Source organism: Pseudoalteromonas sp. AWH4_217 (assembly GCF_056161105.1).
In genome coordinates, this window is record NZ_JBSWYM010000002.1 from 366,106 (window position 1) to 379,252 (window position 13,147).

A 13,147-nucleotide genomic window follows, 5' to 3' on the forward strand; every position below is an offset into this window, starting at 1 on the left:
AGATGTGTCAAATTTTAGAAGCTAGATGGGTAGCTTTAAACAGACTGCATAATAGTTAAGGGCTGGCAGAGCGGCCTGCTTTTAGTCAGAGGCCGCCTGTATGCCATGGCGTGAGTTTTAGTTAACCAATGACCGATAACTCTCAATCGCACTGGCTTTTTCTTCACGAATCAGGGCGAGCAGATCCAGTCCGTCCTCCTGCCAGCGAGCAGGGATCGCCATGTCATCAATGCAGAACTGACCTGAATCTTCGTTCACAATGCACAGTTCGTCGTGTATCGCAAAGACCCCATGGTCAAACGGCTTGCCAGGAGCAGCTTGTTTGACATAGAACCTTTCTCTTTGATTCTTAGCTGCTTTTTTCAGTGCTCTGTGATGACAATAGGGGTTATTACCGCGCTTGCCAAAAAACACGTGAGCGGTCCAGTGACAACCCGCTCGACATACAGAGGCAAATTCACAACTGCTGCATTCGCCCCACAGGTGGCGGGTGGCATCTTCGGGTGTGGTGATGTCGTTGATGCGCAGCTCCGGGCTGTTCTGATAGATATCCTGTAGCTTTCGGTCGCGAATATTACCGCCGGTATATTCCGCGCTGGGTAATGATGGGCAGCCCTTGATGCTGCCATCGGCTTCAATGCCTATTGCATTTTGACCTGCGCTACAGCCGCGGGTGAAGGCCCACTTTGCTTCTGATGCGATGGGCTCTTTCAGCAATCGCTCATACGGCCCAAAATAGCCAATGTTATTGCCCATGTGTACTCGTATCCCCTCGCTGTTACCCCGTTTGGACAGGTAGGCGAGCAACGGGAACACATCCAGAAGTTCATAAGGCTGTAGTAAGATATGCGAGTTTTCGACGGCATTACCCATAGGGACCGTGAGCGCCAATTGCCACGCGGAAATACCTGCTTTGAGTAACTCTTCGTACAGGGAAGGGAGTTCGGCAATGGACTCACGATTTACCTGTGAGTTACAGCCGACCGGGATCCCTGCTTCACGCAGGTGGGCAATGGTTTCAAAACACTTCTGCCAGGCGCCTTGTTTGCCTCTGAGTAAGTCATGACTGCGTTCCATCCCGTCAATTGATAAAGAGACCGCCGCAATCCCTGCTTCCTTCATCCGTTTAGCCGTACCGAGAGAAATCCCGTAGCCACCCGTTGTCATGGTTGCCTTCATGCCTTTTTTGGTGATCTCTGCCGCAATTTGTAGCCAGTCGGGGCGCATAAAAGCCTCGCCCCCGATTAGGGTGACTTCTTTAATACCCAGATCTGCCATCTGCGCGACTAAATCCAGTGCTTCACTGGTGGATAATTCATCAACTCTTGCATCGCCCGCTCTCGAACCACAGTGGTTGCAGGCAAGATTGCATTTCAATGTAATTTCCCAGACTGCATAAGTTTGTCTGTATGCAGCATTTATTCGAATATCAGATCTGTTTGTTAAATCAGTCATACTGGCCCCTAATCGTTTGATATTGTGCGTATTACTAAGCAGGCTATTAGTCAGCCAGGCTACATCCGTAGATTTGTACACCCGGACCAACTGCATCTGCACACAACATGTCATGTGCCATGCCTTTGCTCATATAGCTGTTGCTCAGCTTTGAGCCACCTTCAATCTTTGCTAGTAGCTCTTCTGCTTCGATGACTGCCTTTACGTTTTGTTTAGTTGTTTTCATGGTATTTCCTTGTAATGAGTTATTTATCAATCATATGGTCTGTTGACCTGTCAGTAGCGATAACAGAGCTACTGGTGCACCGAATTAGATATGCAAGCCTGTTCTAATCGGTACGCCATCAATCATGCGAGTTCTCCTGAAGGCTGTCAAAACCAGTGGATAATAAAAATAAATTTTAAAAACAGATATTTAGGTCGTTGTGTTATAAGTGGGATTGAACTCAATAAGGTTTGATAAGTGGATATTGTGGAGGAGCGGAGCTGAAGGTGTGGCTGGTTAACCGCATTGATGGTCAGGCAAGTGATGTGATTGTACTCAAAGAAAATAGAGTAAATATTTTATTGTGCAGGGCGTCATAGCTGGCGGTGATCAAACAAGGAACTATTATGAAACATCTACCGCATATATTAGGACTTGCTGCTCTGGCAGCCACATCATCAGTGAACGCCGCGGCGTTGCCTGACCCCCAGGCGTTGTTGCAACAATATCTTTCAGGCGATTATAACGATGGAGATGCGCCTTTAAAGGCTGCAATGGGCTATTTTCAGCACCATGACCAGGAGTTGAGAGAAGTACTTTTAAATCAATCTCCGGAGTTGGTCGATATACTGGAGAGCGCGAGCTATTGTTATGCCGCAATTGCGACAAAACCCGGCCCAGATTTATTACCTGAGCTTTTTCACTACCAAGATGGACGCTGCCTTCTGGTTCAGGATGAAGTGACGGAGCAGGGGCACTACTACAGTGACAGCCAATGTCGAATCGATATCGACTATAAAACTGAAACGGATATAGATTTTTGTGTGCGTGAATTTGACCACAAAGCGGAAAAATATGGCAGTACCGCTGATTTAAACTCTACCAGTGATGCCTGGATGCCTGGCTACAGTGCCACACTACCTGTTACAACTCGTCCTCAGTCTTTTAGTGAGATCCCACTGCTGCAACGCAGCACCTATAAAAGAGTGCACAATGAACAAGGCATGTGTCATCTTGAAATGCGTGTTTATAAAAACATGGATCAACATAGCGCAACTCCCGTCATGCTCATCCACGGTGGAGGGTGGTTAGCAAGGCTGAAAACGGCACGCTTAATGGAGGCGCAAATTGCCCAGCTGACCGAGGCTGGCTTCGTTGTGTATATGCCTTTTTATCGTCTGGCTCAGGAGCAAGAGGCTGGGCCTGCGTGTAATAATGTGTCGATTGAGGATAGCAAAAACGACATAAGAGATGCTTATTTGTGGGTATTGTTTAACAATTACAAATACACACACAGCTTCAAATCTATTCGTTTATTGGGGCAATCTGCCGGCGGGCATATGGCGGTATGGCTGTCGCAGCAGTTTCCATTTTTAATCAACAAAATTGCGCCTATGTTCCCGGTAGCAGATTTTGCTCATCAGCTGAAGGAATTACAAGATGGCAGCTATCCACACAGCTATATCAAAAATATGCTTGCAATTTTGTCCGGCAAATCGGATTGGCAAGAGCTCAGCGGCAATGAGCCACTGATCGTGAATAACAGCCTGTTGGAATACATAGAGCAATATCCTGGCATCGCCCCTGATATGTTTATCAGTCACGGGATGGCGGATATCATCGTCTCTCCCAGTCAATCGCTGAGGCTTTGTAACGCACTTTCAGGTGATATTTCCGATGGACCCGCTCAGGTTAACACGCTTAATTTTAATCAGCAGTATGCGCAAATCCAGTGTCGCAGCGGCAGCGAGCTACACCTGCTGGAAAATGCGGGGCATCACTTTGATGGCTGCGGGTTAGGTTTATGTGATGTTGGCGGTGAGAAAGGGAGTATTGCCACCAAGGCACTGATGGAAAATATGGTGAACTGGCTGAAATAACCAGGCGCCACTTGTCATTCATTGAGTGTTGTGGGCCTGTCTGGTAACCAGCACAGGCACGCAACGCTTTTTCAGCCGAGTACTACATAGTCAGGCCCTGCTTTATATGTGATAGCAGTGCGGTTACTTTTTTCTGCGGGTACTTTCTGCCCGAATAAAATGCATAGAGAATAAGATCTTCAGGCTCATGGTCTAACGGGATTTTGACCAGTGTGCCCGCTGCGATTTCTGCCTCGCAGGCATGCTCGGGCAAGATGGCAAATCCCAGCCCTTTAAGAGCAGCCGCTTTAGCCATATGGCCACTGTTTACCTTGTAACGTGATGGCAGGTGCAGGGTCTTATTGCCCTTAAAGCGCCAAGGTGCCCCCTGAAGTACAGTGAAACTGGAGATGCAGGGCATTTTGCTGAGCATATCAAGAGAGTCAGGCATGCCCCGGGAAGTAATTAATTCCGGGGAGGCGACAACGCAACTTGGAAAGTGGAGCAGCGTTTTAGCCACCCAGCCCGAGTCTTCCAGTGTGCCGCGGTCAAAGCGCACTATCATGTCAAAGCCTTCGAGCACCCCTTCCGTTGGATTGAGTTGCGTGTCACAGCTGAGTTGTATATCTGGGTGCAGCTGGCAAAAGTGCGTAATGAGCTCTGCCAGAATGGGCAGATCCGGGATAACAATTTTAAGGTGTCCCGACAGCTGACTGCTTTGCTGTGACACTTCGACCAGTGCATCATTCATCGCCAGAGTCAGTGGCTTAAGTGTCTGATAAAGCCGGGTACCAGCAGCAGTGGGACGCATTTTACGGGTTGTGCGCTCCAGTAAGCGGATATTCAGGTGTTGCTCCAGCAAAGCGACATGCCGGCTTACATTAGAAGTGGGTAACTGGCGTTGTTGTGCTGCGCGTTTAAAACTCAGTTGCTCATATACAGCCAGAAAGCTTAGCAGCCACTGAAGATCGCTTCGCTCTATCATGATTCTCTCATTAAATGGGATTAATAAAGTCATACTAGCATGTTTATCCTATCTGATTGCTTTGTAACACTTCATGAAGACATCAATGAATGGAGAAAAGCATGCAAGAAAAACGTCGAATCGCGATTATCGGCGCAGGTATCGCTGGCATGGCATTGGCACTGCTGGTCAAAAAACAAGGGCATCAGGTTATTTTATACGAGCGTACGCAGGCACCAGCTGCGATGGGGGCTGGCGTCACCTTGTGGCCAAATGCATTATTTGTATTGGAGCAAATGGGCCTGACTCAGCAAATCGTTCAGGCTGGCGGCTTACCTGATTCACTATGTCAGTATGACCATCAGGGCTCTGAGATCAGCGCGCTGAGTGTTAAGCAGTTAAACAAATTAAGTGGCTATCTAACGGTGACCATACTGCGTCGTGATTTGATCCGCTTATTGGCTCACGCGTTAACAGCCTTGGGGGGCGTGATCCGGTTTAATACGACCATTTCTTACGAGGAAATAGACGGCCTTAGGAAAGAGTATGACCTGGTAGTTGGAGCGGATGGCAGGATGAATTCGGCGGTACGTCAGTACTTGTATCCTCAACATGTTCAGCCAGTGTATCAGGGCGTGGTAAATGTTATTGGCATAAGTAAGGCTGAGCCAGGGGCGCTGAACAATAGCATTTGTGATTTTCGTCGCCCGGGCGAACGTTTTGGCATTGTACCGGTAAAAAAGAACTTATGTTTCTGGGCTGGTGCCTGGCGTTCAGTAATTGAGAAAAACCGACCTGGAAAATCCTTGTATCATGAGTTAAATCAGCGTTTTAGTTCTTGGGCTGAGCCTGTTCGGTCAGTGCTCAAAGCGGCTGATACTGACGCGATACAGCGTATTTTTGTGCATGATTTGGATACACTGCCATATTGGCACAGAGATAATGTTGTACTCATTGGTGATGCGGCTCATGCATCATTGCCGACCTCGGGGCAGGGGGCCTGTCAGGCACTGGAAGATGCCTGGCACCTGGCTGGACTGATATCAAAATATGATGACCCATCAGTTTTGCTGAGTACATTTTATGAGCGGCGTATTGCCAAGGCAACGGCTGCACAGCACAGTGGCCGGCAACTGGCCAGGCAGATTTTCTTTGCACATCACGAAAGCCCAACAGAGCGCTCGCCACTTTCCGTGGCAAAGCTGAATCAACTGTGGATGCAGGGGTTAGAATCCTAAAAAAGCCGTGGGTATTGCTGTTGATGAAATAGCGTGTTGGTCTCGGTTTTATTGTTGCAGTAACCGCTAGCAGTCGGGTGGATCTCCCTGATCTTCTTTGCGCTTACGTTGTTCCTGCTTTGCTTTGGCGACATTTTTGAACACGGGTGGTGGGATGGGAAACAAAGAGAGTAATGGAAAAATCGCCATCACCAGGTAGGCGGCTTTGGGCATGCCTTTGGCCCACCTAACGATCCTAATCAGGCACCAGAGGCAGGTTACAATCAGTGTGAAGAGCAGCGCCACTCGCATGAGCAGGTCAAATAGGGTGAAACCGTCGGTGTCCATAGTCTTTGTTCCTTCAAGTCAGATAGGATACGAGATAGGGACGTGGCGGCGAAAAATCAAGCAGCTTGTATTACATTGAGATTATTTAAAAAATTTTAATTTTGCATGTTTTTAAGTAGGAATTAATCCATTCTTCGTATTTTATTGTTGATTTTTTGTGTTGTTCAGCGCATGATGTCGTCAGATTGCAAAGATAATAATGGAAGCACTCATCCTAATGGAATAGGAAATCGCATCGTACAATGGACGTGGATGTGTCATTACTTTGTGTTGTATTAGCCTGAATTTGGATGAACCGAACGAGTTTATTACCATGCTAAAAACATCACTTTCTTTGATTGCCCTGGTGGCGTCTTCCGTTTCTTCCGTGAGCTTCGCAAATACCTGTACCGGTCAGCTATATGGCATTAATGCAGGGCGTGGCGATGTGGGGATCTTATTTGGTCTGAATGAGCAAAATAACAGTGCGTTTGCTCAGACCCTGGCAGAATTTAGTGCATCTGCTCTGGCCTACGATGACACCAGCAAGCGAATGTACTATCTCTCCGCCCCGAGGCCTTTTGAATATCAGGTTGACGTGAGTCATCTGAACCTCAGTGCTGAGCAATTAACACACTTACCGATTGAAGGTAAACGCTTTAAATATCTGCGCCTGGCCTACTATGACTTTGCAACTGACACCCATACTGTGGTTGGCAGGAGTGCTCAGGTATTGAGTATGGTCTATGATCCTGAGCGCGATGCGCTGCTTGGTACCGATTTTAAAAAACTCTACGAGATTAACAAAAATACGGGTGAGGCGACGGAGCTGGGTGCACTGGGCTCGCTCAAAGGTAAGTTTCGCGGCGATCTGGTGATCCAAAATGGTAACTGGTACCTGATCACCAGTCGCAGTGTTTATCAGATTGATAAAACCACCTTCCAGGCAACCAAGCTGGCAAATCACAGCCTGACTGCGGCAACCGGGGCTGCGTTGAATCAGGCTGGTGACATAGTGGTCAGCCGCACGCTGATCAATGACTATGGCCACGTTAACCGTTCTAAGCTCTATAAGCTGAATCCACAATCAGGTAATACGTGCTTGCTTGCTACCGTGCCGGTCAGGCTTAACGATTTAGCGGTGAATACGGATCAGCCTGTTGCCTGTTATGCTACGCCAAGCTGTGAGACAGATCCTGAACCGACCTTTACACTGGCGCCGCTCACAGATACTGTGTCTGAAGGTGGGCTGCTGCAGTATCAGGTTACCCTGAGTAACCCTTACTATCAGGATGTGGTACTTGATGTCAGCGTCCTGGATGGCACGACGTCCGCGGATGACTATACGGCGCCGGTTTCCAGTATCACCCTTGGCGCCGGACAAACGAGCGCGACCATAGAAATCCCGACCCTTGATGATGCAACGCACGAAGCCAGTGAGACACTCACTTTACAGCTTGATGGCGCGACAAATACCAGTGGTACAGCCACATTGAGCGGCACAATTGAAGACAATGATCCAGCCTGTGTACCAGATGACTATACGCGCATTCATTATCAGTTTGTCAGCGAAAGTGCGGGTTACAACAACGACTGGGGGATCAGGGTTAATGGCAGTTACGTTAAGTTGCTGGATGAGTACGGTGGTGCAGGTAGCTATGATGTGATTGATGGCGCCAGTTACGACTATGTGTTGTCAATCAATGGCAACCCAAATCAGTTGACTTCCAACTACCGTGTATATGGTGATAAGCAATTCTGGGAAGATCAAAATGACCGCGATTACAACGACTTTGTGTTGAAGGTCTGGACGTCCAGTATTCAAAAAGGCTGTGACTAATAAGTCCGGGACTGCCTCAGGCAGTCCTGGCTAGTTTGTGAGGGACGGTTATTCGCCTTGTATAAAAGCGTGATATTCCGGGCCCAAATGTCTTAGCAATTGCTCACGTCGCTCCTCTGTGTCATTGCCTTGCAAATAGCCTTTGATGGCATACCTTAGCGTCATAGGCTCCTTATCTTGCGGCCCGAGTAAGTAGTTTGCCAATGTTTCATCACTTTGCGAATAGCCCAGTGTTGCCAGGTTTGCAATGCCATCCATCGCTGCTGCGCGAATGCTCAGCTCACGAGATTCATAAGAAGGGCCATGTGTGTGGTCAGAGGAAATTTTTGGCGCGTACGTATAGTCCGGTTTGGAGACGGCAATCTCGTATAGTTTGTTGTTTGCCAACGGGCTGTTTAGTTCACTCAATATGTGAACCGCAGACCAGCGTCGCATCTGGCCCGCAACCGAGAGCTCAGTATTGTCATATATTTTGAACAGCTCAGGGACAACGATATGAGCGTTTGCACGCAGGGCTTCCAGAGAATCCGCATACTGTTGATTGGCATTCTCTCCCATACCAAACAAATTGTTGAGGTGGGCCTCAATCATTTGCTCCAGCCGGGCATTACTGTAATTTATTGCACTGAGCTCAGGTTGTGGGTTCAAATCTTCTGCTTCAGTGATCCGTTCTGCAGGGATAAGGCTGAACAGGTCAAATGGGTAATGTTGAATGTGTGCCCCATCTTCTACGCGGATACTTTTCGCTCTGAACTGACCAATTTGTGGTGTGTTGTTGGGTAATGCTGCCAGGGTTAGCCGCGCAGCTGGTGAAAACCACGCGCCGTCGAAGCGCTTTGAGAGCCTGACTTCGTTTGTGCCCAGATATATCACTGCCAGTGCGCCACTGGCACGGTTCTCAATAACGGGCAGAGTTTCCAGGTCGCCATACACGTAAAGTGTAGTGGGGGTGCGCGTTTTCAGTTCTTGTTGTATGACGATTTTACTGTTTTCACCTGCCGTTAATGCCATCAGGTGAAACACTCCGGGAGTAATATACCAGCTTGAGTTGGGCTCAAGAGTGACACTTTGGTAACTGCCCGGCTGACTAACAAGGGCTTTCTTTTGCGGTGTTTGCGAAGCTGTGACACTGAGCTGGCTTGTGGCTGCACTGATCTGCCAGTTCAACGCTTCAATGTTCATATCCAGTGCTGCCAGAGGTTGCAAGTTGGTACCTGGCTTGGGTGGCTGAGTGTTATATTGCCTGGCATAGAGCTGTGTATTGCCGGGCGGTGCCAGCTCAAAGTTCAGTTCTGTAAACGCCAGTGCATGGCGCACAACATGACCTTCCCCTGATATATCGAACGTTTTATAACTGACTGCGGACCCCGGGACTTTCTTAACATCGCCCGATGGCTGGTGTTCAATTGCACTCAACTGCACTGAGCTGGACAGCTCTAGCGACTCTGAAGCTGTCAGAGGTATGTGTTTAAGCGCGGTGGTATTTAGCCTGAACAGCGCTACAGAGCAGGTAACATCCGTCTGTGTTGTTTCACAGGTTACGGGCTTAAGCGGGTCTGAAGCATCGGCTTTATTGGCGGCGAGTGCAGATACTGGCAGGCCGAGTGCGATGACCACAGACAGAAAATGGGAGTACTTCATACAATAACCTTTCAAAAGCCCCTTTGCAGGGGCTGAGTGTTAAATCGAGCGTTATCTGGGGCCTGTCGCGACACAGATCCACGGAGGAGGACCCATACTGTGTGGATTATGGCGGCATTCAACTTTGGTGGGTTGTTTACCATATTTATTTACAAAGCCAGAGGTTGCTTGCGAACGAACGGTTGACTCAACTCCACCAGCAGCAGTGTAGGTTACTGTTTTTGAAGGCTCCATTGGACGTGTTAAACCAGATGCAGTTGATTTGTTGATGATCTCAGCATCTTTATCTGCATGATATGGCGGCGGCGTGACAAAGCGATGATTGATAGTGTAGTTTGCCTGTTGTTCCGCACTGGCACGCATGGCAGGAGTTGCATCCTTGCCATTTACTGCGAACCACCATAGCCATAAGGCTTCATAGGTGTTCGAGCCATTATAACTCCAGTTGGAATCACAGCTTGAACCACTACAGGCGCCACCAGCGCTACCATGTGCTTTGTCCATGTGTCTGGCTTCGTGCACCAAGGTTGCGGCTCGTCCAATGACATCCTGATCATATAAACCCGGACGGCTGATGCTCATTTCTGACCGTTTTACCCACTCCCAGCTGTAGAATTTTTTCTTCCATTTGAATCTGGCATACACACCTTCATCGCAAATAGAATGGGTGTTGTGAACGTCTTTTTGTGTTTCGTGATAGACCCAGCCTAAAATTGAGTTATCACCTGATTTATCCGCATTATCCAGCAACCAGATGCTGTTGAATAAACGCCCCTTGGGAGACGTGTAATCACATGCGTTACCGGCAAAGCTGCTTTCATTAACCGCGAAATTTGAGCGATAGGTCGAGTACTTGTTGCTGTCACAGGACTTTCGACCAATGGCGGCTTCGAATCGTGCGGTCGCATCATGCTTACTGTGTGAGCGTCCACACATTTCATAGCTGTCACTGCCGTAAGAGAGTGTTGCGACCTGAGCGGTTGCTGTACAGTACCATGGTAGTGGATAACTTTCCGAACGACAGCTGGCACGTACGTTGGAAAGTGGATTACCATTTGCACGTTGCTCAAGCGACGAGATTGCCGCGGCTTTCCCTTGCTCCTGAGTATGACCATAGGCGCTGGCGGAAATTGTTCTGGCAGCGTTTGCGGCAAAGGAGGATGTCGCAATTGCTACCACCAGTAGGGTATATTTCATTCATTTTCCTTATTGATTTTGTAGTGTCACAGAGAACCTGATTAGGGTACATTGTGCGGAATTTAAACACAATGCATTAATCTTTAAATTACATTAATTTTATTCATGTATATAAATGTAATAATTCAACATCAATGTGATAAGGAACTTGTGGCCTGGCTGCGCAGAGCTGGTTAGCTCTGCTCTGGCAAGTGGGCACCTGCAATAGCGAATAAAGCAGGGTAAAGTGGTTTGAGGCTTCTGTTATACGAGCTGCTATACCTAGATGTCGACATTGTTAATGAGCAGCAATAGATCTGTATCACCTATATCTTCACCCAGTTGAGAAAAGAGAGTAGAAACTTGCCCCCTGTGATGAGTCTGATGATTAAAAAAGTGCACAAGCACGCTACTCAGAGGCTTGCTGAAAACAATGCCTTTGGTATTTCGATAGGTCAGGGTGGTGTCTAAATCAGATTCTTGTAGTTCACGAATAAAACATAAAATGTGTTTGTCGAGCCACTGGCGATGTGTAGCCAGGCAAGTCAGGTCTTGAAAAAGGCACTGGTCCAGACTGGTGGGGTCTGGTTGTTCCAACATGGGTTGCAGAGCTCTGGAGCAGGCAGCGTTCAGAGCAAAGCGCTTTAGCCAGATAGTGTCAGCCACCACAAGATGGTTTAAGGTGCCCAGTACCGAGCCAAAAAAGGCCCCCAGGTCCTGTTTTAATGCCTCTTCGCTCAGACGCGCCGCTGCCTGATAGACTTTTTGATTCATCCACCGGTTGTAGTCGGCGAGTAATCCGAACTGAGTAAGTTGGTTCATGGTCGTGTCCTTTCGAGCGTGTTTAGTGGTTGGTTAAAGGCAGTGTAATACTAATACAAGTGGCTGATAAGTATTTATAAATATAAATAAAAAAGACAGGGAAGTGATGAATATATTCATAGATATATCTGAGCATATGCATTTAAGTTGTTGCTTTAATTAACCTGTGGTAATTGTTTTTTTACAATTATAACCCATGGAAAAGACAATGAAGCATAGCCCAAGGAAGCGAAAGCAGGAAATTGTTAGATTCAACCAGCTGGTTCAGCGCTCCATCCGCCAGATGCGCAATGAGCTCGGTTTAAGCCAAAGAGAATTGGCTGCCAAAATGTCGTCATCGGTTGACCAGTCAACGGTCAGCAACTGGGAAAGTGGCAAAACAGATATGACCAGTGCCCAGTTACTGGATATCTTTATGATTTTTGGCAAAGACCTGGTTGCCATGTATTTTAACTTTTTAAGCGATAAGCCACCCGCCAGCCCGGAAAAACAAAACGAAGAAGAGGAGTCGTGAGATGGATTTTTATACAATAGTCAGCTATTCAGGCATCCCGTTTTTACTCTTTGCACTGGTTTTCACTTGGAAATATGAAAGCTCGCGATATTTTTTGCTCTTGATGTTGATCTTGGAAGTAGTCGATGTAGCCCTATACAAGATTAGCTATACCTGGACGACCCACATGTATTTGTACAACATGGTGATATGTATGTTGATTGTTGTGCCTGTTATCTACCGTAGTCGAATTGCACTTTTTATATATCAGGTGACAGGTATTCCTTTCTTCTCGCGCGTTTATAAAAATCATCACTTCTCGATACAAGAGATAGGATTAATATTGTTGCATCTTGTTGACTTTATCCTTTCTGCATTTAATTACCTTGAGGTATGGTTATACAAGTTCTATATGATTGATGGCTGGATAATGAGTAATGACGTGCGCAATTTTATATTGGTTTCCTTGAACTTATTGATGTACTTATGCTTGTTAACTTATGCAGCCAAAACACCAGCCCGTGAGCTTTTCTATAAGGAGCGTGGGGAAAGCTTTGCTATCAAAGCATCTGATTAGTAGTACAAATTGCTTGGCACTACGGTGCCAATGCTTATTAGTAGCGGCCATGTTTAGAAGTCGGGGTTTACTAATGAAAGTAAAGTGTGTATTTGTATTAACAAATTCATCATACTGAGTGCAGCCCCATAGGGGAGCCGGTAAATAGCGAGGAAACATAGAAATGAAAAACATCAGTAAAGAAGGTTTGTTAAAAGTTCAGGGTGGGGTTAATAAGCCCGGTGATCGAGAGCTGCCACTCAGAATACAGCCAATTGAAAAGCCCCCCAAGTCATAACCGTAGCTCCTGCAAAAGAGCTCCAGTGGGCATGGGATTGTACTGCTGAATATTGACAGGTCAGGTCAACTTCAAGGCTGGATGCAGGGTCAATAGCAGCACTTTCCCGGGTTATTCTTTTTGTCTACTACTCATACCTAAAACGCCTGTCACTATACGTCAGGCGTCATTTCAAGTAAGCCAATATATTTGGTTAGCTCGCACGCGTATGCGCTTTTTGTGGTTTGTAAGCGTATAGGGTGCATTTGCTGCAACCACCTGAGCAGGCTAAGCCAGTTTAATGGCCAGACCTAC

The 13,147-nt window shown here is 47.3% G+C and carries 12 protein-coding genes; 5 read left to right on the plus strand and 7 right to left on the minus strand.

Annotated elements, in window-relative coordinates:
- Positions 1 to 117: 117 nt before the first annotated feature.
- Positions 118 to 1,377, minus strand: a complete 1,260-nt coding sequence (locus tag ACXAH1_RS03325; protein WP_475193766.1) for a radical SAM protein — start codon at positions 1,375 to 1,377, stop codon at positions 118 to 120.
- A 124-nt stretch (positions 1,378 to 1,501) separates the two neighbouring features.
- Positions 1,502 to 1,681: a hypothetical protein gene (locus ACXAH1_RS03330; protein ID WP_475193768.1), complete on the minus strand. Its 180-nt coding sequence runs from the start codon at positions 1,679 to 1,681 to the stop codon at positions 1,502 to 1,504.
- A gap of 386 nt (positions 1,682 to 2,067) precedes the next feature.
- Between ACXAH1_RS03330 and ACXAH1_RS03335 the strand changes: the two genes are divergently transcribed.
- Positions 2,068 to 3,540 carry an alpha/beta hydrolase gene (locus ACXAH1_RS03335; protein ID WP_475193770.1) on the plus strand — a complete coding sequence of 491 codons (1,473 nt, stop codon included), beginning with the start codon at positions 2,068 to 2,070 and terminating at the stop codon, positions 3,538 to 3,540.
- A gap of 82 nt (positions 3,541 to 3,622) precedes the next feature.
- Here ACXAH1_RS03335 and ACXAH1_RS03340 read toward each other — a convergent pair whose 3' ends face one another.
- Complete coding sequence (locus ACXAH1_RS03340) at positions 3,623 to 4,504, minus strand: LysR family transcriptional regulator (protein ID WP_475193773.1); 882 nt, start codon at positions 4,502 to 4,504, stop codon at positions 3,623 to 3,625.
- A 101-nt stretch (positions 4,505 to 4,605) separates the two neighbouring features.
- On the opposite strand from ACXAH1_RS03340, the gene ACXAH1_RS03345 reads away from it, so the two are divergent.
- Positions 4,606 to 5,721: an FAD-dependent monooxygenase gene (locus ACXAH1_RS03345; RefSeq protein WP_475193775.1), complete on the plus strand. Its 1,116-nt coding sequence runs from the start codon at positions 4,606 to 4,608 to the stop codon at positions 5,719 to 5,721.
- A gap of 66 nt (positions 5,722 to 5,787) precedes the next feature.
- On the opposite strand, the gene ACXAH1_RS03350 is transcribed toward ACXAH1_RS03345, so the two are convergent.
- On the minus strand, positions 5,788 to 6,048 hold the full coding sequence (locus ACXAH1_RS03350) for a hypothetical protein (RefSeq protein ID WP_475193777.1): 261 nt from the start codon (positions 6,046 to 6,048) through the stop codon (positions 5,788 to 5,790).
- A 313-nt stretch (positions 6,049 to 6,361) separates the two neighbouring features.
- Here ACXAH1_RS03350 and ACXAH1_RS03355 point away from each other — a divergent pair, with 313 nt between their 5' ends.
- Positions 6,362 to 7,867, plus strand: a complete 1,506-nt coding sequence (locus ACXAH1_RS03355) for a hemolysin (RefSeq protein WP_475193779.1) — start codon at positions 6,362 to 6,364, stop codon at positions 7,865 to 7,867.
- A gap of 48 nt (positions 7,868 to 7,915) precedes the next feature.
- On the opposite strand, the gene ACXAH1_RS03360 is transcribed toward ACXAH1_RS03355, so the two are convergent.
- From ACXAH1_RS03360 to ACXAH1_RS03370, 3 genes are all read right to left on the minus strand, one after another.
- Complete coding sequence (locus tag ACXAH1_RS03360) at positions 7,916 to 9,508, minus strand: hypothetical protein (protein ID WP_475193780.1); 1,593 nt, start codon at positions 9,506 to 9,508, stop codon at positions 7,916 to 7,918.
- A 51-nt stretch (positions 9,509 to 9,559) separates the two neighbouring features.
- Positions 9,560 to 10,705 carry a hypothetical protein gene (locus ACXAH1_RS03365; RefSeq protein ID WP_054014540.1) on the minus strand — a complete coding sequence of 382 codons (1,146 nt, stop codon included), beginning with the start codon at positions 10,703 to 10,705 and terminating at the stop codon, positions 9,560 to 9,562.
- 261 nt (positions 10,706 to 10,966) lie between these two features.
- On the minus strand, positions 10,967 to 11,506 hold the full coding sequence (locus ACXAH1_RS03370; protein ID WP_475193783.1) for a DinB family protein: 540 nt from the start codon (positions 11,504 to 11,506) through the stop codon (positions 10,967 to 10,969).
- Positions 11,507 to 11,714: 208 nt separating this feature from the next.
- Between ACXAH1_RS03370 and ACXAH1_RS03375 the strand changes: the two genes are divergently transcribed.
- Positions 11,715 to 12,020, plus strand: a complete 306-nt coding sequence (locus ACXAH1_RS03375; RefSeq protein ID WP_475193784.1) for a helix-turn-helix domain-containing protein — start codon at positions 11,715 to 11,717, stop codon at positions 12,018 to 12,020.
- A 1-nt stretch (position 12,021) separates the two neighbouring features.
- Positions 12,022 to 12,576, plus strand: coding sequence for a hypothetical protein (locus ACXAH1_RS03380; protein ID WP_475193787.1), 555 nt, complete (start codon positions 12,022 to 12,024; stop codon positions 12,574 to 12,576).
- Positions 12,577 to 13,147: the final 571 nt, after the last annotated feature.

Excerpts from the sequence above, each read along its gene's own strand:
- ACXAH1_RS03340 (WP_475193773.1), bottom strand. The coding sequence starts at position 4,504 with ATGATAGAGCGAAGCGATCTTCAGTGGCTGCTAAGCTTTCTGGCTGTA.
- ACXAH1_RS03345 (WP_475193775.1), top strand. The coding sequence starts at position 4,606 with ATGCAAGAAAAACGTCGAATCGCGATTATCGGCGCAGGTATCGCTGGC.
- ACXAH1_RS03355 (WP_475193779.1), top strand. The coding sequence starts at position 6,362 with ATGCTAAAAACATCACTTTCTTTGATTGCCCTGGTGGCGTCTTCCGTT.
- ACXAH1_RS03380 (WP_475193787.1), top strand. The coding sequence starts at position 12,022 with ATGGATTTTTATACAATAGTCAGCTATTCAGGCATCCCGTTTTTACTC.
- ACXAH1_RS03365 (WP_054014540.1), bottom strand. The coding sequence starts at position 10,705 with ATGAAATATACCCTACTGGTGGTAGCAATTGCGACATCCTCCTTTGCC.
- ACXAH1_RS03360 (WP_475193780.1), bottom strand. The coding sequence starts at position 9,508 with ATGAAGTACTCCCATTTTCTGTCTGTGGTCATCGCACTCGGCCTGCCA.
- ACXAH1_RS03375 (WP_475193784.1), top strand. The coding sequence starts at position 11,715 with ATGAAGCATAGCCCAAGGAAGCGAAAGCAGGAAATTGTTAGATTCAAC.
- ACXAH1_RS03330 (WP_475193768.1), bottom strand. The coding sequence starts at position 1,681 with ATGAAAACAACTAAACAAAACGTAAAGGCAGTCATCGAAGCAGAAGAG.
- ACXAH1_RS03350 (WP_475193777.1), bottom strand. The coding sequence starts at position 6,048 with ATGGACACCGACGGTTTCACCCTATTTGACCTGCTCATGCGAGTGGCG.
- ACXAH1_RS03370 (WP_475193783.1), bottom strand. The coding sequence starts at position 11,506 with ATGAACCAACTTACTCAGTTCGGATTACTCGCCGACTACAACCGGTGG.
- ACXAH1_RS03335 (WP_475193770.1), top strand. The coding sequence starts at position 2,068 with ATGAAACATCTACCGCATATATTAGGACTTGCTGCTCTGGCAGCCACA.